This window comes from Geodermatophilus sp. SYSU D01186, from assembly GCF_054050215.1.
The window spans coordinates 59324-84094 of the sequence record NZ_JBJGYW010000024.1 but is presented as its reverse complement, the minus strand read 5'-3'; the positions used below and the strand labels follow the sequence as shown (position 1 = coordinate 84094).

Below are 24771 nucleotides of genomic sequence, written 5' to 3'. Positions count from 1 at the left end.
GTGTCGTGCGGCGGGCGGGCCGCCGCGCGGGCGGGGGGCCCGGCGCGCGCCCCCCCCCCCCCCCCCCCCCCCCCCCCACGACGAGTACGAACTCGGTGCTCTCTCGGCCGTCCAGGAGCTCGTGAGCCGTCCCCGATCTCGCAAATCGAGCAGGGGCAGCCACCGCTGGGGGCGCCGTCCGGCGCGGACACACCTGTCGACGCAGGCCCCGCCGGGTGCGGGGGGCGCCGTCGTGGCGGGGTACCCGCGCAGGGGGACGTGGACCGCCGCCAGCATGCGCGAACGAGGCTTCGCAGGCATGTGGGGAGGGACGTCGTCCGTGGCGGCCAGCCGGCTGAACAGCAGTCCCTCGACGAGGATGAGGAAGGCCCGGGCGCGCTCTTGTGAGTCCGGAACGCCGAGCGCGGTGGACTCCGCGATCCGGTCGCCGTGTCCCCTCCAGTGCCAGCTCGTAGCGCGCCAGCTGCCGGTCGCGGCCGTCGGTGAGCAGGTGATGGACGACGGCGGCGAAGGCGTCGGCGAACTCCTCGGCGCTCGGGTGCGCGGGCGCCGGGATGCTCGCCGCGTCCAGGCTGGACATCCGACCGACGATGGCCTGCAGCACGGCGGGCCGCGTGTGGAGGCAGTAGGACGTCGACCCCCTCGGCCACGCCGGCGGAGCGGTCCACGGCCCGGTGCGTCAGTCCCCGGCTGCCCTCGCGGGCGAGCGTGACCATCGCGGCGTCGGCGAGCTGGGTCCTGCGCGACGTGTCCGCCAACGGAGCCTCCCTGCCAGCGGCCTCTACGGCTGTAGGGCAGGGCATTCACTACATCTGCAGAGGAGGGACTCGTGCCGGTCGGAGTCGTCGTCGCGGTGGTCGTGTTGGGGGCGAGCGTGCTGCTGGCCCTCGCGCCGATCCGCCGGCCGCGAGCAGTGGCGGTGGGCGGCTTCCTGGTGGTGGTCCTGGGCGTCAGTGAGCTGCCGCAGCTGTTCGCCGTCCTGCTGCTCACCACCACCGTGCCGGCGGTCGCGCAGGACGGTCTCCTGCGCACGCCCCCCGGGTGGCTGCTGTTCGGCCTGGCGTTGCTGACCTGGGCCGGTCTGGCGGTCGTGGCGCGGCGCGCCTCCGGGCCGGGAAAGTGGTCGCTCGCGCCCTCGCCGCGGGGCTGGGGGAGGAGTTTCGGCGACCGCGGTCAGGCCTGGGGAGACGGCTCGTCACGCTGGTGGTGCCGGTCCCCGTCCGCCCGCGGCAGGTGGCACGGATCCCGGACCTGACCTACGGGGCGGCGGCCGGCGCAACCGGCTCGATGTCTACCGCCGCCGCTCGCGGCCGACCGGCGCGCCGACGCCATCTACTTCCACGGCGGCGGCTGCTGCAGCTGCCACAAGCGCCGGGAGGCGGGTGATCTGCTCCACTGGATGGCCGCCGACGGCTGGGCGTGCATCAGGGCGAACTACCGGCTGCGGCCCAAAGCCGGGCCTTCCGACCACCTGGTCGACGTCAAGAGGGTCATCGCCTGGGCCCGGGAGCACGGTCCCGCGCACGGCGCGGATCCCGGCCTGGTCGTCGTGTCCGGCAACTCGGCCGGTGGTCACCTGGCTGCCCTGGCCGCCCTCCCCGAACGAGCCGGTTTCCAGCCGGGGTTCGAACAGGCGGACACGACGGTGAGCGCCGCCGTCTGCCTCTACGGGTACTACGGCCGCTACTAGGGGCACGACCCCAGCGAGTCGCCGCCCTCGACGCCTCTGGAGTACGACGCGGCGAGTGCACCGCCGTTCTTGCTGGCCCACGGCGACTGCGACACCTACGTGCCGGTGCAGGGTGCCCGAGCCTTCGCCGCGCAGCTGCGCCGGGGTTCGCGTCAGCCGGTGGTCTGCGCGGAGCTCCCCGGCGCACAGCACACCTTCGACCGGTTCCGCTCACTGCGGTTCGACGTGGTCGTCGACGGCATCGCGGTCTTCCTCGCCGCGGTGTGCCGCCGGGCCGGTGCTGCAGCCGGGGCTCCGGGTCGGTCGTGACGCCCGGACCGCTCGCGGGCCACGTCCGACCCTGTTCCGGCACGCCCGCCCGGCGGGGGGCAAGAAGCCCGAGCGGCATCTAGATCGCGTCTGGCGTCGGAGCAGTTCAACGCCGGTGTCCGGCCGCTGGGACAGTAGGAGGAGCCCCTGGACTCGTCGTCAAGCCGGGACGGTGTCCATGGGGGCGGTCTCAGGGACGGCCCGATGGCGAGGACGCAGTGGAGGGCAAGGCGGTGCTCGGCCGGCCGGTCGGTCCGGCGGTCTGGTCGTGTCGCCTGGTCAAGGCCTGGCCATAGATGAGGCGCAGTGGCAGTCCGAAGTAGTGTCCGCCGTCCCGCGAGGTCCACGGAGTGAATCGCAGTGCGTTCAACTCGTCGATCTCCGCGTGGTCGTCGATGACCCGGCAGGGCCCGATGACGCCGACGCACCAGCCTTCGCAGGTGGTGGGGTCATAGGTGTCGGCTTCGAAGGCGACGACGTCACCGGGTTGGACTCGCACGGTGTTGTGAGCCCGGATGGTGCCGATGATGATCTCGTCTCCGCGCAGGGTGCAGTGAACGGGGACGATCTTCGGGAGCCCTCTGTCGGTGGAGGCGATCCGGCCGAAGGGGACGGTCCCCAGCAGTCGCTGGCACGTGTCCTGATCGAGGTTCTCGACTCGGTGGGCGCCACCAGGCATGGGGAGTGCTCCTCGACTCGACGCACGTGGCGAGCGGCGCCTCGGCTCGGACGCCTCGCAGATGGAGCCAACAGGATGACTGGACACCCCGCCGAGAACCCCAGAGGCTTAAGCCCTCATGCTCCGCCCACGGGCTCCGTCGGCGAGCCGCGCGAGGGTCACGCGGACCACCGTCGGATCGGCTCGGCGCAAATCCACCCGAGGTACTCGGTGAGGAAGCCGGGTGCGTACTCCGCTCGGCCAGCACCAGGCCGCGGCGGCCGTCGTCGGCGCCGTTCGGGTTCTCCGCCCAGCTGCAGTCAGGCAGGCGACCGGGTCGAGAACCACGGTGTGGCCGAGCTTCTCCAGCTTGGGCGACCAGGTGGCGGGTGTGGGCCTCGTCGTTGCGCCGGGTCAGCCAGTCGGGGCCGAGGTATCGCTGCTGCTCGCCACCGTGCTCGGCTCCGGCATGGCGTTCCTGGACGCCACGGTCGTCTCGATCGCGCTGCCCGCGATCGGCCGAGACCTGGGCGCCGGTGCGGCCGGACTGCAGTGGGTGGTCAACGCCTACACGCTCACGCTGGCCGGCTTCATCCTGCTCGGCGGGTCGCTGGGGGACCGATTCGGCCGCCGCCGGGTCTTCCTCGTCAGTGTCGTCGTCTTCACGGCGGCATCCGTGCTGTGCGGGCTGGCTCCGACCACCGCGACACTGGTCGCCGCCCGGGCGGTGCAGGGCGTCGGCGGCGCCCTGCTCGCCCCCGGGTCGCTGGCGATCCTGCAGGCCTCCTTCGTCCCCGACGACCGGACCCGTGCCATCGGTGCCTGGTCGGGGCTGGGAGGTGTCGCCGGGGCGATCGGGCCGCTGGTCGGGGGATGGTTGGTCCAGGTCGCCACCTGGCGCCTGCTCTTCCTGATCAACCTCCCGCTGGCGCTGATCGTGGTGCTGATCACGCTTCGCCACGTCCCGGAGTCTGTCGACCCCGCGGCTCCGCGACGGCTGGACCTGGCAGGGGCAGCGCTGGGCGTGGTCGGGCTCGGCGGACTCACCTACGGCCTGGCCGAGTGGACCCGACGTGGGCCGGCCGATCCGCTGGTCCTGGCCGCACTGGCACTCGGCGTGGTGGCCCTGGGCGTATTCGTACTCGCGGAGCGGCGCGGCCCCGCTCCGATGTTGCCGCTCGGCCTGTTCCGGGTCCGTGCGTTCTCCGCGGTCAACGCCGTGACCTTCCTGGTCTACGCGGCTCTCTCCGGTGCCTTCCTCTTCCTGGTCGTCCAGCTGCAGGTGGTGGCCGGGTTCTCGCCGGTGGCGGCGGGGCTGGCGCTGGTCCCGGTGACGCTGCTGATGCTGGCGTTCTCGGCGCGGACCGGCGCCCTGGCCAACCGCATCGGGCCCCGGCTCCCCATGTTCGCCGGACCGGTCGTGGGCGCCGCGGGCCTGGTCGGGCTGGCCATGATCGGCGCAGGCGCCACGTACTGGTCCGACGTCCTGCCTTTCGCGGTGCTGCTCGGGTGGCACTGACCCTCGCGGTCGCGCCGCTCACCGCCGCAGCCCTGGCCGCGGTCGAGGACCGGCACGCCGGCATCGCGAGTGGTGTGAACAATGCGGTCGCGCGGACCGCCGGCCTGCTCGCCGTGGCGTTCCTGCCGGTCGTGTCCGGCGTCGGTGCGAGCCTGACCGATCCGGTGACGCTGGATCCCGCGTACGGCACGGCGATGCTGATCTGCGCCGGGCTGATGGTGGCTGGCGGTCTGCTGGCGCTGGTGGCCGTGCCGGCCAGTTTCGCGGCGATCCGTGCCGAGGTGGTCGCAGCGGTGGACGCCCCGGTTCAGTTGCCGGTCGACGGCCCCTGCCGGGTGCACTGCGCCGTGGGTGCCCCGCCCTTGCAACCTGCCCTCGGCCGGCCTCCAGCGCGGGGCGAGGACCAGGTGTGACACCGGCTGCAATCGACTTGAGGGCTGGGACAGCTGCGCCGGAATCGGGCATGCCGCGCGGTCTGCGCGCCAGGCCGCCCGCGACACCGCCGAGCCGGGAGCCTGCGGCGTCGTCTCTGTCAGTCACGACGCTGTCACGAGACGGCAGGGCGCAGCGAGCCAATGGGCGTGAGGCCGGTTCTCGCTCCCGCACTGTTCGTCGACGTGGGCTGACGGGCTCACCGACGCGGGACAGCTGCCCAGTGTGTGTGATCGCTGCCCCTCAGCACCCCCCACGTCCACCCATGCCCGGAGGGAGAAGACGACGTCCTTCCTCGCTTGCGGCGCACCGACCGGTCGCGGGTCGGCCCTGGTGTGGCGACGTCGTGCACCCCTAGGCTCAGTGCGCCGAGGCAAGGCCACCCCGCCATCCGGCGAGCTGCCATGAGCCTCCCCCTGCTGATCCTGGTCGATGACGACCCTGCCTTGCTCGCGGATGTCGAGCGGGAGTTGCGCAACCGCTACTCCGGCGACTACCGCATCTGCTGCCTGGGTTCCGCGCGCGAGGCGCGCGTCGTGCTCCAGGAGTGCGCGGCGGCCGGTGAGGACGTCGCCCTCGTCCTGGTGGCCGAGCAGCTCCAGGGCGCCTCCGGCACGGAGTTGCTGGCCGACGTGCCGGCCCTCTTCCCGGACGCCGTCCGGGTCCTGCTCATCGGATGGGCCCATCTCGGCGACCCGGCCACCGGCGACGCGATCTTCGAGGCGATCGCCCGCGGGCGCATGGACCAGTACCTGGTGCGGCCGGCGCCGCCGCCGGACGAGCAGTTCCACCAGGCGGTGTCCAGCTTCCTGCTCGCCTGGGCCGAGGCCCGGCGCCGCGCGCCGCACACGATCGACGTGGTGGGGGAGACCTGGTCGGGGCGGGCGTACGAGCTGCGCGAGACGCTCGGGCACTGCGCGCTGCCGCACCGGTTCTGCCTGGCTGGCTCCGCGGAGGGCCGCGCCATCCTCACCGACGTGGGACCGGACAAGCGGCTGCCGTTCCTGGTCATGCCCGACGGTCGGGTCGTGGAGGACCCCTCCGACATGGACATCGCCCGGTCGGCGGGGGAGACGATCGACCCGGCGGGGGACCGGTACGACCTGGTGATCGTCGGTTGCGGGCCGGCCGGGCTGTCCGCGGGCGTGTACGGCGCCTCCGAGGGGCTGCGTACCGTCGTCATCGACTCGGGCAGCATCGGCGGGCAGGCCACGGCGAGCTCGTCGATCCGCAACTACCTCGGCTTCCCGCGGGGCCTCACCGGGGCGGATCTGGCCCGCCGCGCGTACCAGCAGGCCTGGGTCTTCGGCGCCCGCTTCGCCTTCATGCAGCAGGTCTCGCACCTGGCCCGCGAGGACGACCGCGTCGTCCTGACCCTCAGCACCGGCGGCGTCGTGGTGGCCCGCGCCGTCGTCCTGGCCACGGGCGCCACGTACCGCCGGCTCGGGGTCGAGTCGCTCGAGGCGCTGCACGGGGCGGGTGTCTTCTACGGCGCGGCCGCCTCGGAGGCGCCGCTGGTGGCGGGGGAGGAGGTCTACATCGTCGGGGGCGCGAACTCCGCCGGGCAGGCCGCTCTCCACCTGGCCCGCCACGCCAAGCGCGTCACCCTGGTGATCCGTGCCGCGACGCTGGATGCCGGGATGTCGCACTACCTCGTCCGCCAGGTCGAGGAGACCCCGAACATCGAGGTGCGGACCGGCGCGGAGGTCGTCGACGGCGGTGGTGGTGAGGGTTGGCTGGAGCGCCTGGTGCTGCGCGATCGCGGGAGTGGGGAGCGAGTGACGGTCGGCGCCCACGCCCTGTTCCTGATGATCGGCGCGCGGCCGCACACCGACTGGGTGCCGCCGACGATCGAGCGCGATGAAGCGGGCTTCATCAGGACCGGCGTCGACCTGAGTGAGGACGCGCGCCGAGCCACGAGTCGCCCGCCCCTGTCCCTGGAGACCAGCCTTCCCGGAGTCCTCGCGGCCGGCGACGTGCGGCACGGGTCGGTCAAGCGGGTGGCCTCCGCCGTGGGGGAGGGGTCGATCGCGATCCAGCAGGTCCACCGCCTGCTGGCCGTATGACGTGCCCCCGCCGGGACGCCGTCGCCTGCCGTCACGATCAGCCGACTCGTCGTGCGGTGAGGTAGCCGTGGATCAAGCCGATGGATGGTCGGGGCGGCGCGTCGATCGTTCCGCGTGTCTGGCGCCACCGCGTCGCCACAAGGGTTGACAGGAACGTCGGCCTGCCCGTCGGGTGAGCCCTTCCGCCGCTGCAACCAGACGTCGCTGCCCCACCCAACCGCAGCCCCCCGCCGCAGAGGACCGGCTCCGGGGGGCGGGTGCCGCGCTCCTCGGGGGACGACGGTCTCGGGTGTCGGGGAGCGCCCGGTCACAGCTGCCAGCGCGCCGGCACTCGGAGATCAGGGACGTAGAAGCGGTAGGTGCCCGGTGTACCGTCCGCGCCCGGCACGACGCACGTGCCTGCCGGGAGCATGGCGGTGGGCGGGTCAAGGCCGGCCGGCCTGTCCCCGTGGGTCCTCCTCAGCCGTGCCTGCCGCCTCGTGTCCGGACCGGCGGTGGTGGAGTGTTCGCTGATCACAGGGCGGCGGCACGACTCCCGCCGAGGGGCCGGATCCGGTCCGCAGCGTCGCGGCCAGTGCTCACTGCGGCTGACCGCGCTGAGCAGCATCGACGACGTCCTGAGCGATGTCGCGCAGCTTGCGGTTCGCGCTGTTCGACTGCCGCACCAACTGGTCGAAGGCAACCTCGGGCGACCATCCGTGCTGCGCCATGAGGACGCCCTTGGCCTGGTCGATGACGGCGCGGGCGTCCAGGGCTTTCTGCAGGTTGCGGACCAAAGTGCCGGTGCTGGCGTGGACGCCGGCGTTGGCCACCGCGACCGCCGCGGAGGAGGCGAACGCGGTGGCCAGTTCCGCTGTGGAGCCGTCGAACGTGGTCTCGTCGCCGCCGTAGAGGTTCAGCGCGCCGATGATGCGCCGCTCGACGGGCAGCCCGACCGACATGGTGTGGGTGATGCCGTGGCGGTGCGCGAGCCGGCCGAAGTCGGGATAGGTGCCGCTGGCTGTCGTGTCGTCGATCGTGATCGTGTCGCCGGAGATGGCGGCGTCCACGCAGGGGCCGGAGCCGGCCGCGTACTGGCGCTCGTCAAGGAGCGCGGCGAGCGGCCCGGTGTAGCTGACGGTGGAGACCGCACCGACGCGCATCAGGGTGACCGAGGCGTCCGCTACGCCGGGGAGGGCCTGCTTGGCCAGCTCGGCGATGCGGCAGAGCGTCTCGGACGGCGCCCGCGCGCCGCGCATGATCTTGGCCAGTTCGGCGAAGGCGGCCTGCGAGTCGGCCGGCCGGCCGATCGGTGCCATACCGGAGGAGTCCACGACGACCTCGATCCACGAGGGATCGGCATGGACTGCGGGTCCGACCTCGCGACAGCCCGCCGGAAGGACGTCAACGGCGTGACGCGAGCACGCCGAGACGAGAGAACACGGGCGGAGAGCCAGCGGACGGCTGTTTCGGCCGCTGCGGCGGTCACGACGCCCAACGCCGTTGGCTGAGGTGACGAGACCGGCGCCGTCGAAGATCACGCTACTCCCGACGGAGCCCGGTGCACCCGCGCACACGAGCAATTCCCTGCGGGCTGCGAGGCGGGCCCGGCGGCCGACCCGAGGCAGCCAGCGTGCCCGCGGGGACGTGGGCGGACCCGGGCCTCCTGGGGCCGGCCACGCACGAGCAAGTCCCGGTGCATCCCTCCCTGTCCGAGCCGGTGCTCGTTCGCCCTCACCTCGTGGCCGCAGCCGGACGGCCGCGCCCAGATCACCCCCGAACGAGGCCGCCGCCCTGCCGGACACCTCCCGCCTCACCATCGAGTGCCGGGGCCGCGGGACGGCGGCGTCGGGGGTCGCACGGCTGTAGCCGCAAGCAGATGAGTACGACGTCGTCGTGCAGCCGCTGGCCGCCGGTCAGGTCCCGCATCACGGCGTCGCACCAGGTCCGTGGGTGGGCGCCGTCCAGTCGGGAGGCGATCGACGTCAGGCGGCTCAGGCCGGTGTCGAGGTCGGCGTCGCGCCGTTCGACGAGGCCGTCGGAGTACCAGAGCAGCATGGAACCGGGCGGGACGTCGACCGTGGCCTCGGGGCGGGGCTCATCTGCGGCGCCGAGCGGACGGGACCGCCCGCCGGTGAGGAACCGGGCGTGGTGGTCGGTGACGAGCAGCGGCGGCGGATGGCCCGCGCAGGCGTAGCGCAGTCGGCAGGTGGCCGGGTCGTATTCGCCGTAGCCGATGGTGGTGAGGCCCGCGCCGGGGATGGTCGACGACGCCCGGTCCAGCGCGTCGAGGACCGTCGCCGGGCCGTCGTGCGGGGCGGCGGCCAGGGCGCTCAGCGCCGCGTGCAGCTGTCCCATCGCGGCGGCGGCGCGCAGGTCGTGGCCGACGACGTCGCCGACGGCGAACCCGATGCGGCCGCCGGGTAGGAGGAAGGCCTCGTACCAGTCGCCGCCGATGTCGTGGTGCTGGTCGGCCGGGCGGTAGCAGCCGGCGAACTCCGCCCCCGGCAGCTCGTCGGGCACGACGGGCAGAAGGGACTGCTGCAGCTGGTGGGCGGCCTCCCGTTCTTCCTCGTACAGCCGCGCCCGGTGCAGCGCCGGGGCCATGAGGTCGGCGAGCGTCCGGGACATCGCGGTGACGTCTTCGTCGATCGCGTGCTTGTCCGTGAACCGGAACTCCAGCGCCCCGAACGTCGTGCCGGCGGCCCGGGCCGGCACTGCCAGCGCGGCCGGCGAGCGGGCCTCGACGGCGACGCCGCGCCGGACGGCGGTCGCCAGTGGTGAGGGCGCGTCCAGCGGCAGGTCGGCCACGCCGTGCCCGGCCGTGGTCCAGACCCGCAGCCGGTCACTCTTCCGGTCGATCACCCCGACGGCGCCGGAGTCGGCGAGCAGGCCGATGCCGGAGCGGACGAGCACCGCGGCGATCGCGTCGGTGGTCGCCGCGGTCGCCAGCCCGGCGGTCACCTCCTGCAGCGCCTCCACCCGGCGGCGCGCGGCAGTCTCCCGCCGGGACGCCGACCTGGCGCGTTCCCGCTCGGCGATCTCAACGGCCAGCAGCCAGGCGCCCAGGACGGCCACGGCGATGAACAGCTGCAGGAGGGCGGCCTCGACCCGGGGTGTGTCGCTGAGCGGGGCCCAGGGTCCGCGGCCGACCACGGTCATGACGTTGGCGGTGACCGCGACCACCAGACCGGCCTCGGTGACGAGGGCGACCCCGTACCGGAGGGCCAGCCAGAAGAGCCAGGGGATCGTCAGGTACGCCAGCGGGAGGACGACCGGCCAGAAGACGGCGACCGTCACCCCGGCGGTCGCCAGCAGGAGCGCTGCGCGCCGCGCCGGGCCAGCGGCGCCGGGCCGGTCGCGGTCCAGCTGCCAGGTCAGCACGGCCCCGCCCACGGTCATCGCGCCGAGGCCGTCGCCGGCCCAGAACGGGAGCAGACGGTCGAGGACTGCCGGCCCCTGCGACCACTGGATGGTCAGCGAGCCGATCAGCCCGCCGACGAGCGGGCCGGCCAGCACCCCGCAGAGCAGGAAGGCCCCGAGGTCGCGGCGCCGGCTCAGGTCGGGGTGCGGGGCGAACCGGCGCAGCAGGATGGCGCCGACCAGGGGTTCGGCGGTGTTGGCCAGGGCGAACCCCCAGGCCGCGAGCGGGCCGATGCCCTGGGTCCGGTCGATGGCCACCTCGACGAGCGCGGCGGTCGCCAGGATCCACGGCCACCGCCGCCCGTCGCTGAGCACCAGCGCGGAGAGGGTGACCCCGGCCGGCAGGAACAGCACCGCTCCGGTGCTCGACGACTCGAACAGCACGAACGAGGTGATCGACCCGACGGCGTATCCGACGGCTACGGCGAGGATCAGCCGCCAGGGCACTGGCAGGCGCGTCATGGCGGCCTCCGGCACTGAAGGGGCCCGCGCGCCTGTGCGACGAGATCAGCTCGGTACCAACCCCGCCAGGCGCCCACCCGACGGGATGGAGGCCAGACGGAGCGCACGGAGGCGGGCTGAGGCGGCCAGAACGCTATGCAACGCACCGCGTTGCAGACCGGCTTTCGCCGGCACAGTTCCGGAACGAGGGCGGCTCGCCTTCCTGAACGGCGGCCCAGCGGCCCGCGTTTTCGACCGCTGAGCCCGGGTACGGTCGCGGTGCCACCCACGAAGACCCCACACCGTTGCGCAGCCGACCACCAGGTCGGGCGACGCATGGTGCCCGCCCAGGACGACCACTGCTGACCGCGACCGCAGTCTAGGCGCGCTGTTCCGTGCCCACCAGGCTTGCGGAAGCTCTCCGCGGCGGCCGTCGGGCGACATCCCGCACGTACCGCTCGCGGGGTCGTCAGGCAAGGGGTCCAGCGGTGGTGTCAGAACACGATCCCGGAGCGGCCACGACCGGCGCAGTTCCTGCACGGGAGCCCGCCGGTTCCGTGGTCCGCGCCGAACTCGCCGAGGCCCGTGAGGCAGCCGCGCGGGCCCGCCGGGACGCCGATGCGGCGCAGGCGGCCCGCCGGGACGCCGATGCGAGCGCGGCCCGGATGCAGGCGATGGTCGCCGGCCTGAACGCGATCGTGTGGGAGCGCGACCCGGTGACCTGGCGCTTCCGCTTCGTCAATGCCCGGGCCGAGGAGGTGCTGGGCTATCCGGTCCGGCAGTGGCTGGACCAGCCCGGCTTGTGGCAGCGGATCCTGCACCCGGACGACGCCGAGCAGGTGCTGTCGACGGTGCGCGCCACGATTGCCGACGGCGAGGACCTGTCGCTCACCTATCGGGTCCGGGCGGCCGACGGGCGGTGGGTGTGGCTGCAGCACCTGGCGCACGTCGCCCGCGACGAGGCCGGCACGGCGACCGCCATGCACTCGGTGCTCATCGACGTCAGCGACTCGATGCGGCGAGAACGGGCCGCGGCGCTGCTGGCCGCCGCCGGCCGGATGCTCACCGGTCCCGGCAGCGTGGGGGAGCGGCTCGCGACGGTCACCGGCCTGCTCGTGCCCGACCACTGTGACTGGGCCGCGGTGTGGCTGCGCGGCGACGACGAGCGGTACCGGCCGGTGGCCGTCACCCCCGCCGGCCTGGCGGACCGGGTGCGGGCGCTGGGATCGGTGCAGGTGCCCGATGAGTTCGCCGCGGAGTTCCGCGCCGGACGCGCCTTCGCCGTTCCCCAGGTCACCGAGCAGATGTTCCGCGACGCCACCACCGACGAGGCCCAGTTGGCAGCGCTCACCGCCATCGGCGGCGCCAGCTGGCTGGCCGCGCCGCTGACCATCGGCCGCGCCGTGGTCGGACTGCTCACCCTCACAGCTGCGGCGCCGGACCGGTACGACGAGGCCGACGTCGCACTCGCCGCCGACCTGGGTCAGCGCCTGGCGACGATGGTGGCCGCCGAGCGGCTGGCCGCCCGACGCGAGCAACTGCACGAGATCACCGTGGCGCTGTCGGCGGCCGGCACGGTGGCCGAGGCCGCTGCCGCCCTCACCACCGGGCTGCGCGACGTGCTCGGCGCCTCCGTCGTCGCCGTCTGCTCCCTCGGCGACGACGGCCAGCTGCACACGATCGACGTGGTGGGAGATCCTGCGAGGCGCTGGGAGCCCTACACCACCATGCGACTGACGCCCACTGTGCCGCTCCCCGACGCCGCGCTCACCCGCCGCCCGGTCTGGCTGCCCGACCGGGCGACGACGGTCGAACGCTATCCCGCCGTGGCGGGCAGCATGTCCGAACAGACCCAGGGCATCGCTGCGCTACCGCTGCTGGTCGGCGACCGGCTGGTCGGTGCACTCGCGGTGACCTTCCGCACGCCCAGGTCCTTCGATTCCGACGAGCGCGCCCTCCTGCTCACCGTCGCCGACCAGGTGGCGATGGCCTTCGAGCGCGCCGCGCTGGCCGACGTGCGCCGGGAGATGGCCGACACCCTGCAGCGGAGTCTGCTGCCCGGCGACCCGCCGGTCGTGGAGCGGCTGGCGATCACCGCCCGCTATCTGCCAGCGGTGCAGGGCACCTCCGCCGCCGGCGACTGGTACGACGTCCTGCCGCTGGCCGGCGGCGCGGTCGCGGTCGCCGTCGGCGACGTCGTCGGCAACGGCGCCCCCGCCGCCGCGGTGATGGGCCAGCTGCGCAGCGCGCTGGCCGGCCTTCTGCTGGCTGGATTTCCGCCCGCGCGGGCGCTGGAGCTCCTGGACCGTTTCGCCGCTCACCTGTCGGGCGCCCGGATGAGCACCGTCGCCTGCTTGCGGCTGGAGCCGGACGTCGGTGAGCTCACCTACAGCTCCGCTGGACACCCGCCGCCACTGGTGCTCGACGGCGGGGACGGCACCGGGGGTGACGGGTACCTCGACGGGGGGCTGGCCCCGGCGCTGGGCTTACCGACCGCCGGACCCCGCCCGCAGGCGGCCCTCACCGTGTCGCCGGGCGCGACCCTGGTGCTCTACACCGATGGGCTGGTCGAGCGCCGCGGTGCCACCCTTGACGACGGCCTCGAGCGGCTGGCTGCCGCGGTCACCGCCCGGCGGTCGGCCGCCCTACCGGCGCTCGTCGACGGTGTCCTCGGCCAGCTCGTCGACGGGAACGGCGGCACCGACGACGTCGCGGTGGTCGCCGTGCGGTTGCTGCCCGCGCCGCTGCGGCTGGACCTGCCCGCGGAGCCCGTACGGCTGCCCGTGGTGCGACGGGCGGTGCGGCGATGGGCTGCCGAGGCGGGGCTGCAGCCCGATGCGATCGAGGACCTCCTGCTGGCGCTCGGCGAGGCCACCGGCAACGCCGTCGAGCACGCCTACCGAGACGCGGGTGATCCCGGCCGGATGGGCGTCGAGCTGCACCTCGGCCACGGAGGCGACGTCGTCGTCTCGGTCACCGACACCGGCACCTGGCGCCCGCCACCGTCCGACCCCGGCTTCCGCGGCCGCGGGCTGCAGATCATCTCCGCGCTCGCCCGCGACGTCGACCTCTCTCCCGGGCCCGCCGGCACCACCCTGCACTTCGTGTTCACCCCGGCAGCCCCGGTGCCCCGTCCCCGGACGACTGTGGAGCAGGTCCCCGTGACGCAGCGACCCCACGAGCAGCCGGCCACCCTGGAGGTCACCGACGCACAGGGCCGCCGCTGCCTGGCGCTGATCGGGGACCTCGACCTCGCCGGAACCAGCGGGATCCGCGAGCTCCTCCTTGCGCAACTGACCGGGCACCAGCCGATCACCCTCGACCTCACCCGGCTCGGCTTCGTCAGCAGCGTCGGCGCCGGGCTTCTGCTCGAGGTCTCCGAACGCGCCGGCCCTCGCAGCGAGTTGGACGTCCTGCTCCCGGCGACCGGACCGGTCCGCCGGTTGCTGAACCTCACGGGACTCGCTTCGGCGCTCCAGGCCGAAGGGGAGTCCCTGCCGCAGTGAGCGTGGGCCCGATGACTGTCGCTGGTGCGACATCCTCCCGATCGGTTGCATGGGAGCCGGTGGCACAACCTGCCGGAAAGCCGGCTCCGGCTCCGAACCTCCACGGTGGACCCTCCGCGCTACGGACGGCGACGCGGCTGACGCCGCTCGGTTCAGCTCGCCGACCTAGCGGTCACGACGGCGGCGGGGGCGCTTCCTGACGCGTGTAGTCGACGCGCGCCCACACCACCTTGCGTCCGTCGCCGAGCGGTTCCCAGCCGTAGGCGCTGCTGATCTCGGCGACGAGGGCGAGGCCCAGTCCACCGAGCGCGGCGTCCCGGCCCGGGTCAGGGGTTGGCGGAGTACCGCCGGCGGCGTCGGTGATCTCGAGCAGCCAGCAGTGACCGTCCGCGGTGACCATCACCTCGATCGGCGGCCGGCCGTGCCGCACGGCGTTGCTGACCAGCTCCTCGAATGCCAGCAGCAGCCGCTCGACGCCTCCCTCGGCCGCGCCGGGGGGGCGCGTGCCGTCGTGCAGGGCGGCCCCGAGTTGCAGGCGGCCCGCCGTGACCTCTGCGGCCCGGGTCGGGCTCCAACGCCCCAGGATGCGGACGTCCGCCGGGCGGGCCGGGCGCGGGTTGCGTGCCCACGGGGAGCCGGTCATGGCAGTCGTTCCCTGTCGTGCCGACGGGGACCTGTTCGAGCCCCCCTGCTGACCGGGCAGTCGTCACTCAAGGCGCTGTTCCCCCCCGTCGGGTTCCAGTGGCCCGCCGGACGGGGCGACCAGGTGGATGTCAGGCAGGTCTGGAAGGCCCGAGCGAAGCAACATCCGAGACATCCACCTGATCGTTGAGCCACTACCCTGCGGAAGTTCGCCGCCGTGGCTTGGGAGCGGGCTCGACTCACCCGAGACAGCCGGGCCGCCGCGGAGGCCCGGACGGTCGGACAGGAGTCACCTGCGCGGCCGCTCTGCCTCCACGGCGGTACCGCGTGGTGTGACAGCACGCTACGCCAGCGGACGAGGAGCTCGGGGCTGTGTTTCCAACCGCCGGTCCTTGGGCGTCCGGGGTCCGGCGAGGGAGTGCAGAACGCCCAGCACTGGGCTCGAACAGGCAGCTCAGCGTCTTCGAGCCCAACGCCTCCGAGGGGGCGGCCACTGCCGACCGCGCGCAGGATGGCCTGCGCCGGTCAGGTATACGAGGCCGCTGAGGAACCTGCCTGACCGGTTCCGCCGACTGACCGGTCTCGTCACACTCCTCTGGTTGCGGGCGGTCTTTCCATATCTCGTCGTGGGCGCCGGCCTCGTGGCTACCCGCGCTTGCAGCGGCCGCCGGGTCTTATGGCCGGGGTGGTCACGGCCAGGGGCGGCTCGTGGATGCGAGCCGCGGAGCCTGGGTCTCACTACCTGCGGGCCTGCACCGAGACCCTGTCAGTGGGCACCGGACCCAGCGGGACGAGGCGCCCGTCCAGGGGGTCGGCACCGTCCTGCGCCGTCGCGGCCAGTGCTCACCGCGGCTGGCCCTGCTGGACGGCCTCGACGAGGTCCCGGGCGATGTCGCGCAGCTTGCGGTTGGTGCTGTTGGACCACCGCACCAACTGGTCGAAGGCGACCTCGGGTGACCATCCGTGCTGCGCCATGAGGACGCCTTTGGCCTGGTCGATGACGGCGCGGGAGTCCAGGGCCTTCTGCAGGTTGCCGGCCAGGATGACGGTGTTGGCGTAGACATCGGCGTTGGCCACGGCGACCGCCGCGTAGGACGCGAACGCGGTGGCGAGGTCCGCGGTGGTCTCGTCGAAGGGGCCTTCGTCGCGGCCGTAGAGGTTCAGCGCGCCGATGGTGCGCCGCTCGACGGGCAAGCCGACCGACATGGTGTGGGTGATCCCGTGGCGGTGCGCGAGCCGGCCGAAGTCGGCGTAGATGTCGCTGTCGGCGGTGTCGTCGATGGCGATCGTGCGGCCGGACAGGGCGGCGTCCACGCACGGCCCGAAGCCGGCCTCGTACTGGCGCTCGTCGAGATGGGCGGCGAGCGGTCCGGAGAAGCTGATGGTGGAGACCGCGCCGTCCTGGACGAGGGTGACCGAGGCGTCCGCGACGCCGGGGATCGTCTGCTGGGCCAGGCCCGCGATGCGGGACAGCGTCTCGGACAGCGGCTGCGCGCCGAGCATGATCTTGGCCAGTTCAGCGAAGGCGGCCCGCGGGTCGGGCGCCCGGCTGCGCTGATCTGTGCCGGACAGGTCCATGACGTCCTCGATCCCCTGGGGATCGGCAATGGACTGCGGGTGTGACCTCGCGGCAGCCCAGAGCGGGGCGTCAGCGGCATGACGCGAGCACGCCGAGACGAGAGGCAACGGGACGAGAGCCAGCGGACGTCTTGTTTCGCCGCCGCGCGGTCGACCGTCAACGCCCAATCGCTGAGGTGGCAGGACCTGCGCCGTTGACGATCACGCTACCGCCGACGTCACCGTGTGCACCCCCTGCGCTCACACAATCTGCTAGGGGAGTCCAACGACAGTCCCCAGCGCCGAAGTAGGAGCCGGTCGTCACCCGGGCGAGGTCAACCGGCCCGTAGAGGGAAGGACAACAGTGTTGTCGGGCAGGCCGGGTCCGCGTGGTAGCTGTCACGGCCGACATCTCCAGCCTGCCGAGCCGGCCGTGATCCTGGAAACTCCGGCCGGCGTGTGGGGCTGGGCCTCGGTGGGCGGGCGATACCCACCGTCGTGGGTGCCGACGAGCGCGCTCCGGGCCTGCCGCAGGGACACGCGGGTGCAGCGCAGCCTGCGACCGTCGGTAGGACGGGTCGTTCGCCCCTTGGCCTCCAGCCGGACGGGGGTGACCGTCGCCGGATGCGACTACGCGTCGGCGACGTCCGGCTGTTCTTCGACGTGGACGGAGCCGGCCTGGTCGTGGACGGGCCCTCGATGCGTGAGCGCCCGACCCTCGTGCTGCTGTCCGGGGGGCCCGGATTCGACCACACCGTCTTCAAACCGGCCTACTCGCGGCTCGCAGACGTCGCGCAGGTCGTCTACCTCGACTTCCGAGGTCACGGCCGCTCCGACCAGGGTGATCGGTCCCGGTGGACGGTGGACGTGTTCGCGGAGGACGTGCGCGCGTTCTGCGACGCACTCGGGATCGAGAAGCCGGTCGTTCTCGGTTGGTCGTTCGGGGGCATGGTCGCGATGAGGTACGCCGCGCGCCACCCGGAGCATCCGGCCAAGCTCATCCTGCAGTCGACCCGGCCGCGGCTCGACCTCGACGGGCTCGTCCGTGCATTCGGCCGGCTCGGAGGCGACGAGGCGGCTCGAGCAGCCCGGGCCTTCTGGTCGACAGGCGGCCCCGAGGCGCTCGCTCGGTACGGGGAGGTGTGTGCGCCGCTCTACGGACCCAGCCAGGCCGACGCGGACGAGCTCGCCCGGACGACGTACAACCTCGAACTGCTCAGCGATCCCGGATCGGTCATACGCCACGTCGACCTGCGTCCCGAGCTCGCCGGGGTGCGGTGTCCGACGCTCGTCATCGCCGGCGACGCCGACCCGTGGGGGAGTGTCGACGCAGCGGAGGAGATCGTCGCGGCCCTGCCCGGTCCTCTCGTCCGGTACGAGAAGTTCCCGGGGGCCGGACACCACATCCACCACGACGACCCGGTCCGACTGTTCGAGGTGGTGCGGGAGTTCCTCGCCGTCCCCGGTCATGGCACGGCCGTCCCGCATCCGCGCGCCGGTTCGGTCATGGCCGGCCCTGCCTGAGCGGGGAGGAGGAGCGACACGACCGCTGCTCGGGGACACGGCCGGTGCCTCCGAGCGGAGGTCGGGGAGGTGGCCGGCGCCCCGTCGACCACGTTGTGGCCGATCGCCACGCTCAGGTCGAGCACCTTCCTCGAGGCTGCTGCTGTTCTCGTCGGGGTACGTGGCCCTGCGGACGGTGCGCCCCCGCTGGACGACCGGCCCGGCGCCGCTGCCTGACGATGCGTGCCGAACGGCGTGTGACCGGCCCTGCGGCGCGTCCGCGGTCCACTCCTCCGCTGCCGGGGTCCGATCGGCAGGCGCGCAGGACCATCGCCACTGGCTCGGCCTCGGCCGGGTGTCGTTCCGTGGTCCTCGACGACCGTGCCCGTGTCACCCGTGGAGGTGGAGGTCATGACCGTTCCGGACACGTCTCGCAGGCAGGGCCGGCACCGCCCGTTGCTGGGGCTGCGGCGCAGGCCCGGCCGTCTGGCGCGCGCGGTCTTCCGGCTGCCGCTGAAGGCCTACCAGCACAACGCCGGCCCGGCCGTGGGCCACACCTTCGTGGCGTTCACCCACGTCGGCCGCACGACCGGTCAGCCGCACCAGACCGTGGCGATGGTGCTGCGCCACGATCGCGCCACCGGCGAGGCCGTGATCTGCGCCGCGTGGGGCCCGCAGACCGACTGGTACCGCAACCTGCAGGCGCACCCCGCCGTGCAGGTGCAGATGGGCGGGCGGACCTTCACCCCGCAGCAGCGGTTCCCCACCGCGGACGAGGCGTTCGACGTCGCCGTGCAGTTCCGCCGCGAGCACCCCAAGCGGCTACGGCTGGCCAGCACCGTCCTCGGCTGGGGGGACCTGCACGACGACGCAACGGTGCGGCAGTTCGTCCGGACCCACCCGTTCGTCGCCTTCCGACCGGCCGAGCAGGCGGCGACCGCGCCCGGTGGGGCCGCACCGGAGCGGTAGTCGGCTGGGAGCAGCCCCCGACCCGTCGCCTCACGCGCCGGGTGGGGCCTCGCCGCCGCGTTCGACCGCCTCGCTGTCGGCGGACACCGCGTGCACGACCTGCTCGATGCGGTCGCGGGTGACCCGCCAGCGGCGTTCGTTGTCGTGCACCAGCTGTGCGGACTCGCAGCACAGATCGGCCGCGCGGGAGAGCACCTCGGCGGCGGCGTACAGCCGCCGCGGAGCGATCCGGGCGGCGGCGAGGTCGGCCCGCAGCGCGGCCGGGGAGAGGTCGACGTGCTCGAGCATGTCCGCGGCTCGGGCCAGCAGGGTCGCGATCAGCGACTGCATGTGCGCGGCCAGCCAGTCGTTGGCGATGATCCGGTGCCGCTCACCCATCACGTCGGCCAGCTCGTCGAACTCGAGCAGGGCCGCGGCGACGTTCCACGACGCCTGCATCGCCTCGGCCAGCCACGTGCCACCGCCGGCGAAGCCCTCGGCGTCCGTACGCAGCTCACCGAGCATCGCAGTGAGTTCGGCCGGGCGGCCCTCGCCCTCGAGGAACAGCACGCCGTCGAGGGCGGTCGCGGCCTCGCTGTTGAGGTCCTCGGCGCCCGCGTACGGGCTGGGCGAGGGATGCGTGGAGGGCTCGGCGGTGACCCACCGGTCGGCCAGTGCCTGCAGGGCGCGGGCGTGCCGCTGCAGCCGCACCGCCGTCTCCAACGGTGAGGACGCGTAGAACCGCTCGTGCTCCTTGTGGAACCGGGACAGGTTCAGGGCCGCCACCAGCAGCGGGTGGGCTCCTGCCGGGCCGGCGCTCACAGCCGCGCTCCGGCTGCCTCAGAGTCCTCGATCCCGGCGACCCGTCGGGGCGTGGAGCCGGCGTGGTGCGTGGGCAGCTGCCGGAGCAGACGCCGCTGCGGGTGTAGGTGGCTCGCCACGTCCACAGCCTGTGCCGCGGGCCGTGTCGTGGTCCGGGGCCGATCGTCCTGGGAGCCCGGGGCTTCGGTCCGGTCTCGACGCGTCCGTCCGCGACCGGGGAGGGGCACCCCGCTGCAGAGCTCACCGGGCGGTGACGCCGGCGGCGGGGGCCTGCGTGCGTCCGCCCGTTCCCTCTCTCCGCGCCGGCCGGAGCAGCGGCACGACCGCGACCGGGCAGGCCGCCCCGTGCAGCACGGCGTTGGTGACCGAGCGGAGGTTGCCCAGGGCACCGCCGCGCCGGTGCCGGTGGCCGACGACCAGCAGCTCGGCGCGTAGGGCGGCGGCGAGCAGGACCGGCGCCGCGCGGCCGCGCTGGACGATCCGCTGCACCGGCACGGTGGGAGTCCCGGCCCGCTGCAGCGCGTCGTCGAGGGCGCTCTCCTCACGGCGCTGGGCGGTGCCGACGTCGACCAGTGGGTCCACCGCCAGGGCGAGCGGCCCGGGCACGGTGTGCTCCCAGGTGTGCACGGCGACCAGGGACGTGTCGCGGAGGGCGGCCTCCCGCACCGCGAACGCCAGCAGGTCGTCGTCCCCGGGGCCGCCGTCCAGGCCGACGACGACACCGGACCGCCCCGAGACCGACGTCGTCGGCCGCTCCGGCACGACGATGACCGGGCAGGGCGCCGCGCGGGTGACGTCGGCGGCCGTGGAGCCGAGCACGAGGTCCCCGAGGCTGTCGGTGCTGCGGGTCCCGAGGCACAGCAGCTGCGCACCGGCCGCGCACTCCAGCAGGACGCCGACGACCGGGCCGTCGATGCGGTCATGTGGACCGACAGCCCGGGGAACTCGTGGACGAGGGCCTCGGCCGCGACCTCTAGGGCGAGGTCGGCGGCCACCCGCAGGGCCGCCAGACCGTCGAAGCCCTCGGGCGCCGGGATCGCGTTGCGCGTGGTCCAGGGGAAGGCGAACACCAGCCGCACGGGGGCCTGCCGGCCGCGGGCCTCCCGGGCGGCCAGGCGGGCGGCGGCCACCGCCCGGCGTGAGCCGTCGACGCCCGCGACGACCGGCGCCGTCGGCGCGGTGGTCACGCGTCGTCCCCGCGCCGCCCGCGGGTGGCCTCGAGCAGGACGCGCCGCTCGGCCGCGGCGAGGGCCCGGCGGGTGGCCGGCACGGCGGCCGGCTCGACCGACACCGAGGTGATGCCCGCGCGTACCAGGTGCTCGACGAACGCCGGTCGCCGCGAGGGTGCCTGGCCGCAGAGGGACGACGGGACGCCGAGTCGCCGGGCGGTGCCGATGACGGTGTCGATGGCGTGCAGGACGGCCGGGTCGGCCTCGTCGAACAGGTCGGCGAGGTCGGCGGAGTCGCGGTCGACGCCCAGGACGAGCTGGGTGAGGTCGTTGCTGCCGATGGAGACGCCGTCGACGCCCAGCGCGATGTACTCGGGCAGCCAGAAGGCGACCGACGGCACCTCGGCCATGACCCACCGCCGCAGTCCCCGCTGCCGGCCGAGCGGGCTGTCGTCCACGAGGGTCAGGCAGGCCTCCAGCTCCCACTTCGTGCGCACGAACGGGATCATCACCGCGACCCCGGGGAACTCCTCGCGCACGCGGGCCAGCGCCGCCAGCTCCAGGCCGAACAGCGAGGGGTCCTGCACGTACCGGTAGCAGCCGCGCAGCCCGATCATGGGGTTGTCCTCGACCGGTTCGTGGGCCTCCCCGCCGGTCAGGCCACGGAACTCGTTGCTGCGCAGGTCGGCCGTCCGGTAGACGACCGGTCGCGGGGCGAACGGCCGCGCGATGGCCGCGATGCCCTCGGTGAGCGCTGCCACGACCTGCTCGGACTCGCCGCGGGCGATCATCTCCGCGGGGTGCCGCCCGGCCAGCGCCCGGGTCAGCAGCAGCTCGGCCCGCAGCAGCCCGACGCCGTCGACGGGCAGCGCGGCGACTTCGGCGGCCCGTGCCGGGTCGGCGAGGTTCACCTCGAGGCCGGTGGCGGTGACCTCCGGCTCCGCGGCGCCCACCGGGTGCACGGCGGTGACCGCCGGGCTCGGCTCGGCTGCGGTGGCGAGCCGGCCCGCCACCACCCGCCCGGTGTCGCCGTCGACCGTGACCTCGGTGCCGTCGGTGAGCGTCGTGGTGGCGGTCCGGGTGCCGACGACGGCGGGGACGCCCAGTTCGCGGGCGACGATCGCGGCGTGGCAGGTGATCCCCCCGGTGTCGGTGACCAGCCCGGAGGCGCGGCGGACGGTCGGCATCCAGTCGGGGTTGGTCAACGGCGCGACGAGCACCTCGCCGTCCTGCAGCCTCCCGCCCTCGGCCGGGGTGAGCAGCACGCGCACCCGACCGGAGGCCCGGCCCGGGGAGGCGGCCAGGCCGTGCACCAGCGGCTGGGCGTCGGGGTGGGCGGCCTCGGCGGGACGTCCCTCGGCGGCGGCCTCGCGGAGGGTGGTGATCGGGCGGGTCTGGACCAGCCACACCCGGTCGTCGGCCAGAGCCCACTCGACGTCCTGGGGCCGGCCGTAGTGCTCCTGCACCCGCAGCGCCAGGGCGGCGATCTCCTCCGCCCGCGCCCGGCTGAGCACCGGGCCGGGGTGCGCAGCGCCGAGCGGCACGGTGCGGTCGCCGCCGCCGGGAGCGGCGACGACCTGGGTCGACTGCGTGCCGCGGTGCGTGTCGAGCAGGTACCCGCCGGCGTCGAGAACGTACGTGTCGGGCTCGACGCGGCCGCTGACGACCACCTCGCCCTGGCCCCAGGCGGCCTCGACGACGACGCGGTCCCGGCGACCGGTGACCGGGTCGGCGGTGAACGCGACCCCGGCCTTCTCCGAGCGCACCATCACCTGCACGACGACGGCGATCGCGGGGAGACCCGTCGTGCCGTGGTGGGCGCGGTAGGCCACCGAGCGGGGCGCGAACGCCGACGTCCAGCACTCGACGACGGCGTCCTCCAGCGCGTGCGCGCCGCGCACGTTGGTGAAGGTGGCGTTCATGCCGGCGTAGGAGGTCTCCGTGCTGTCCTCACCGACGGCGGAGGAACGGACGGCGACCGTGACCCGGTCGCCGAGCCGTTGGTACTCGGTGCGCAGGACCGCGGTCAGCGCGGCCGGCATGCCGACCTTGCGCACCGCGTCCTGCACCGCCCGGCACGCCGCGGCCAGCCGCTGCTCCGGTGCGCCGTCGCTGTCGACGGCCGCGGCCAGAGCGGCGGTGTGCAGGCGGTCGATCTCAGCAGTGGCCCCGGCCGCGGTCAGGGCCTGCGCCAGGCCGCCGGCGAGGACGACGAAGCCGTCGGGCACCGGGAACCCGGCGCCCAGCAGCTCGCCGAGGTTGGCGCCCTTGCCGCCGGCGCGGTCGGCGTCCGCCGCGGAGAGCCGGGCGAGCGGGACGACGAGGGAGGCGGGGTCGGGCCGCGGCGGGGTCGTGGCCCGCGGTGAGGGCACGGGCGGGGCCGGGTTCGGCATCGGACCTCCTCGGTCGGCTGCGCTCCAACAGGCTGTCGCCGCCCGGTGCCCGCCGTCGGGGTCGCCGGTCCCGAGCCGGGCGGACCAACGACCCCGCCCGGGCGCTCCGCACGTGCGGCCCCGCCGGAGATGGGTCTTCTGGCCCATCGCGGTCGGGAGTAGGTTCCCCACGCCCGCGGCCGCGCAGCCGAGCAGGATGGGTGGGGACGACCTGGTGAGCCTGGACCCGCGCCTCACCTCCCTGCGCGCCGTGGTGCGCTCCGCGGTCGCCGTCCTGATCGTCATGCTGGTGGGCAGCGCGGCGGTCACCGGAGCGGCCCGGGCGACCGTGGCCGGCGCGCAACGGACGCTGTCCGACCGGGTGCTGCCCGCCCAGCAGGCCACGTCGGACCTGGCCACCGCCTACGTGAACCAGGAGACCGGTCACCGGGGCTTCCTGCTCACCGGCGACCCCGTCTTCCTCCAGCCCTACGACCAGGGTCGCGCCGCGGCCGACCGGCTGCAGGCGCGGCTGGCCGGTCTGCTCTCGGACGACGCCGAGGGGCTGGAGCTCCTGCAGGCCGTGGAGGCAGCGGGCGAGCGTTGGCGGACGACGGTGGCCGCACCGGGCCACGCGGCCCGCGGGGAGGGTCCCCTGGCGGATGCCGAGGCCCGGTCACTGGCCGTCGACGGGAAGGCGCAGTTTGACACCCTCCGATCGCGGGTCGGCGCCCTGGAGGACCGCACCGTCGAGCTGACCGCCGCCCAGCTGGCCAGGATCCGGGGCGCCCAGTCCCTGGCGAACGCCATCGCGGTCAGCGCGGCCGCCCTCGCCGTGGCCGTCGGGCTGGGCACGTGGCTGTTCCTCGACCGCCGGCTGACCCGGCCCCTGCAGCGACTGCTCGACGACGTCCGGGTGGTCGCCGACGGCGACTACGACCGCCGCATCGACCGCCGCGGCCCGCAGGAGCTGTCCCTCGTCGCCGACGCCGTCGACCGCATGCGCGGCAGCGTCGTGGCGAGCAGCCGCGAGCGGGTCGCGGCCCAGCACGAGCTCACCCTCCGCCACGAGCACGACCGCATGGCCGCCGACCTGCACGACCGGACCATCCAGCGGGTCTTCGGACTGGGACTACAGCTGGCGTCCGCGGGTCGCCGGCGTCCCGAGCTGGCCCCGGTGGCCGACCCCCTGATCGAGGAGACCGACCGGATCATCCGCGAGCTCCGGACTGTGATCTTCGAGCTGAACCGGCGCGGATCAGACGCTGGTGAGAGCCTGCGGGGAAGGACCATCGGCGTGGTCGAGGACGGGGCGCGCGCCCTCGGGTTCACGCCGTCGCTGGAGTTCTCCGGCCCCGTCGACACCGTCGTCCCGGAGGAGACCTCCGTCGAGGTCCTGGCGGTGCTGCGCGAGTCGTTGAGCAACGTCGCGCGCCACGCCCGGGCCACCCGGACCGACGTCTGCCTCCAGGTCCGCGACGGGGTCCTGGAGCTCACGGTCCAGGACGACGGCGTCGGCGTGGAGTCCGCCGCGCCGCGCGGGAACGGTCTGGCGAACCTGCACGCACGGGCCCGGCGCCTCGGCGGGCAGGCGGGGGTCGGTCCTGCGCCGGACGGCGGTGGGACGGTCGTCAGCTGGCGCGTACCCGTGACCCGGCCGGAGGACTGACCGGCAGCCGACCGGCACCTGCGCGGGCCCGCCCGCGGGTCGCCGGTCCCGCACCGGAGTGACCTT

Annotated in this window: 18 protein-coding genes and 1 pseudogene; 10 read left to right on the top strand and 9 right to left on the bottom strand. The window is 74.3% G+C overall.

All coding sequences use genetic code 11. The features are described 5' to 3' along the window. Window positions 1-580, bottom strand: a pseudogene (locus tag ACI784_RS17595) (hypothetical protein); the annotation flags it as partial. A 249-nt stretch (window positions 581-829) separates the two neighbouring features. On the opposite strand from ACI784_RS17595, the gene ACI784_RS17590 reads away from it, so the two are divergent. The 3 genes from ACI784_RS17590 (at window position 830) to ACI784_RS17580 (ending at window position 1999) form a co-directional block, all read left to right on the top strand. Then, on the top strand, window positions 830-1255 hold the full coding sequence (locus ACI784_RS17590; RefSeq protein ID WP_457014335.1) for a hypothetical protein: 426 nt from the start codon (window positions 830-832) through the stop codon (window positions 1253-1255). A 75-nt stretch (window positions 1256-1330) separates the two neighbouring features. After that, window positions 1331-1690, top strand: coding sequence for an alpha/beta hydrolase (locus tag ACI784_RS17585; protein WP_457014338.1), 360 nt, complete (start codon window positions 1331-1333; stop codon window positions 1688-1690). Between the two features lie 36 nt (window positions 1691-1726). Continuing rightward, the gene (locus tag ACI784_RS17580; protein WP_457014337.1) at window positions 1727-1999 is read left to right on the top strand and encodes an alpha/beta hydrolase family protein; all 273 of its coding nucleotides are present in this window, start codon (window positions 1727-1729) and stop codon (window positions 1997-1999) included. Window positions 2000-2189: 190 nt separating this feature from the next. On the opposite strand, the gene ACI784_RS17575 is transcribed toward ACI784_RS17580, so the two are convergent. Beyond that, window positions 2190-2678 (bottom strand): pyridoxamine 5'-phosphate oxidase family protein, encoded by a 489-nt coding sequence (locus ACI784_RS17575; protein WP_457014334.1) that lies wholly within the window; start codon window positions 2676-2678, stop codon window positions 2190-2192. Between the two features lie 370 nt (window positions 2679-3048). Here ACI784_RS17575 and ACI784_RS17570 point away from each other — a divergent pair, with 370 nt between their 5' ends. From ACI784_RS17570 to ACI784_RS17560, 3 genes are all read left to right on the top strand, one after another. Next, a complete protein-coding gene (locus tag ACI784_RS17570; RefSeq protein WP_457014333.1) occupies window positions 3049-4176 on the top strand; it encodes a DHA2 family efflux MFS transporter permease subunit in 1128 nt (375 codons plus the stop codon). Continuing rightward, a complete protein-coding gene (locus tag ACI784_RS17565) occupies window positions 4167-4589 on the top strand; it encodes a hypothetical protein (protein ID WP_457014332.1) in 423 nt (140 codons plus the stop codon). Before ACI784_RS17570 ends, ACI784_RS17565 begins: the two co-directional genes overlap by 10 nt. 423 nt (window positions 4590-5012) lie before the next feature. Then, the gene (locus ACI784_RS17560) at window positions 5013-6674 is read left to right on the top strand and encodes an FAD-dependent oxidoreductase (protein WP_457014331.1); all 1662 of its coding nucleotides are present in this window, start codon (window positions 5013-5015) and stop codon (window positions 6672-6674) included. 578 nt (window positions 6675-7252) lie between these two features. Here the strand turns inward: ACI784_RS17560 and ACI784_RS17555 are convergent. Beyond that, complete coding sequence (locus ACI784_RS17555) at window positions 7253-8194, bottom strand: GAF and ANTAR domain-containing protein (protein ID WP_457014330.1); 942 nt, start codon at window positions 8192-8194, stop codon at window positions 7253-7255. Between the two features lie 229 nt (window positions 8195-8423). After that, window positions 8424-10538 carry a SpoIIE family protein phosphatase gene (locus ACI784_RS17550; protein ID WP_457014329.1) on the bottom strand — a complete coding sequence of 705 codons (2115 nt, stop codon included), beginning with the start codon at window positions 10536-10538 and terminating at the stop codon, window positions 8424-8426. Between the two features lie 536 nt (window positions 10539-11074). Between ACI784_RS17550 and ACI784_RS17545 the strand changes: the two genes are divergently transcribed. Then, on the top strand, window positions 11075-14023 hold the full coding sequence (locus tag ACI784_RS17545; protein WP_457014328.1) for a SpoIIE family protein phosphatase: 2949 nt from the start codon (window positions 11075-11077) through the stop codon (window positions 14021-14023). Window positions 14024-14195: 172 nt separating this feature from the next. On the opposite strand, the gene ACI784_RS17540 is transcribed toward ACI784_RS17545, so the two are convergent. Continuing rightward, entirely contained in the window at window positions 14196-14666 is a 471-nt protein-coding gene (locus ACI784_RS17540) for an ATP-binding protein (protein WP_457014327.1), read from the bottom strand. Between the two features lie 842 nt (window positions 14667-15508). Continuing rightward, window positions 15509-16243 (bottom strand): GAF and ANTAR domain-containing protein, encoded by a 735-nt coding sequence (locus tag ACI784_RS17535; protein WP_457014326.1) that lies wholly within the window; start codon window positions 16241-16243, stop codon window positions 15509-15511. Between the two features lie 603 nt (window positions 16244-16846). On the opposite strand from ACI784_RS17535, the gene ACI784_RS17530 reads away from it, so the two are divergent. Both ACI784_RS17530 and ACI784_RS17525 read left to right on the top strand, forming a co-directional pair. Next, window positions 16847-17746 (top strand): alpha/beta fold hydrolase, encoded by a 900-nt coding sequence (locus tag ACI784_RS17530; RefSeq protein ID WP_457014325.1) that lies wholly within the window; start codon window positions 16847-16849, stop codon window positions 17744-17746. Window positions 17747-18136: 390 nt separating this feature from the next. Next, window positions 18137-18694 (top strand): nitroreductase family deazaflavin-dependent oxidoreductase, encoded by a 558-nt coding sequence (locus ACI784_RS17525; protein WP_457014324.1) that lies wholly within the window; start codon window positions 18137-18139, stop codon window positions 18692-18694. Window positions 18695-18724: 30 nt separating this feature from the next. Here the strand turns inward: ACI784_RS17525 and ACI784_RS17520 are convergent, their stop codons facing one another. From ACI784_RS17520 to ppsA, 3 genes are all read right to left on the bottom strand, one after another. Next, window positions 18725-19495: a hypothetical protein gene (locus ACI784_RS17520; protein ID WP_457014323.1), complete on the bottom strand. Its 771-nt coding sequence runs from the start codon at window positions 19493-19495 to the stop codon at window positions 18725-18727. 240 nt (window positions 19496-19735) lie between these two features. Then, window positions 19736-20383 carry a universal stress protein gene (locus ACI784_RS17515; RefSeq protein WP_457014336.1) on the bottom strand — a complete coding sequence of 216 codons (648 nt, stop codon included), beginning with the start codon at window positions 20381-20383 and terminating at the stop codon, window positions 19736-19738. Between the two features lie 295 nt (window positions 20384-20678). Further along, window positions 20679-23057: a phosphoenolpyruvate synthase gene (ppsA, locus tag ACI784_RS17510; protein WP_457014321.1), complete on the bottom strand. Its 2379-nt coding sequence runs from the start codon at window positions 23055-23057 to the stop codon at window positions 20679-20681. Window positions 23058-23271: 214 nt separating this feature from the next. Between ppsA and ACI784_RS17505 the strand changes: the two genes are divergently transcribed. Then, a complete protein-coding gene (locus ACI784_RS17505) occupies window positions 23272-24705 on the top strand; it encodes a CHASE3 domain-containing protein (protein WP_457014320.1) in 1434 nt (477 codons plus the stop codon). Window positions 24706-24771 lie beyond the last annotated feature (66 nt).

Coding starts and splice junctions, on each gene's coding strand:
- ACI784_RS17540 (WP_457014327.1), bottom strand. CDS start 14,666: ATGACCGGCTCCCCGTGGGCACGCAACCCGCGCCCGGCCCGCCCGGCG.
- ACI784_RS17535 (WP_457014326.1), bottom strand. CDS start 16,243: ATGGACCTGTCCGGCACAGATCAGCGCAGCCGGGCGCCCGACCCGCGG.
- ppsA (WP_457014321.1), bottom strand. CDS start 23,057: ATGCCGAACCCGGCCCCGCCCGTGCCCTCACCGCGGGCCACGACCCCG.
- ACI784_RS17575 (WP_457014334.1), bottom strand. CDS start 2,678: ATGCCTGGTGGCGCCCACCGAGTCGAGAACCTCGATCAGGACACGTGC.
- ACI784_RS17530 (WP_457014325.1), top strand. CDS start 16,847: ATGCGACTACGCGTCGGCGACGTCCGGCTGTTCTTCGACGTGGACGGA.
- ACI784_RS17560 (WP_457014331.1), top strand. CDS start 5,013: ATGAGCCTCCCCCTGCTGATCCTGGTCGATGACGACCCTGCCTTGCTC.
- ACI784_RS17550 (WP_457014329.1), bottom strand. CDS start 10,538: ATGACGCGCCTGCCAGTGCCCTGGCGGCTGATCCTCGCCGTAGCCGTC.
- ACI784_RS17525 (WP_457014324.1), top strand. CDS start 18,137: ATGACCGTTCCGGACACGTCTCGCAGGCAGGGCCGGCACCGCCCGTTG.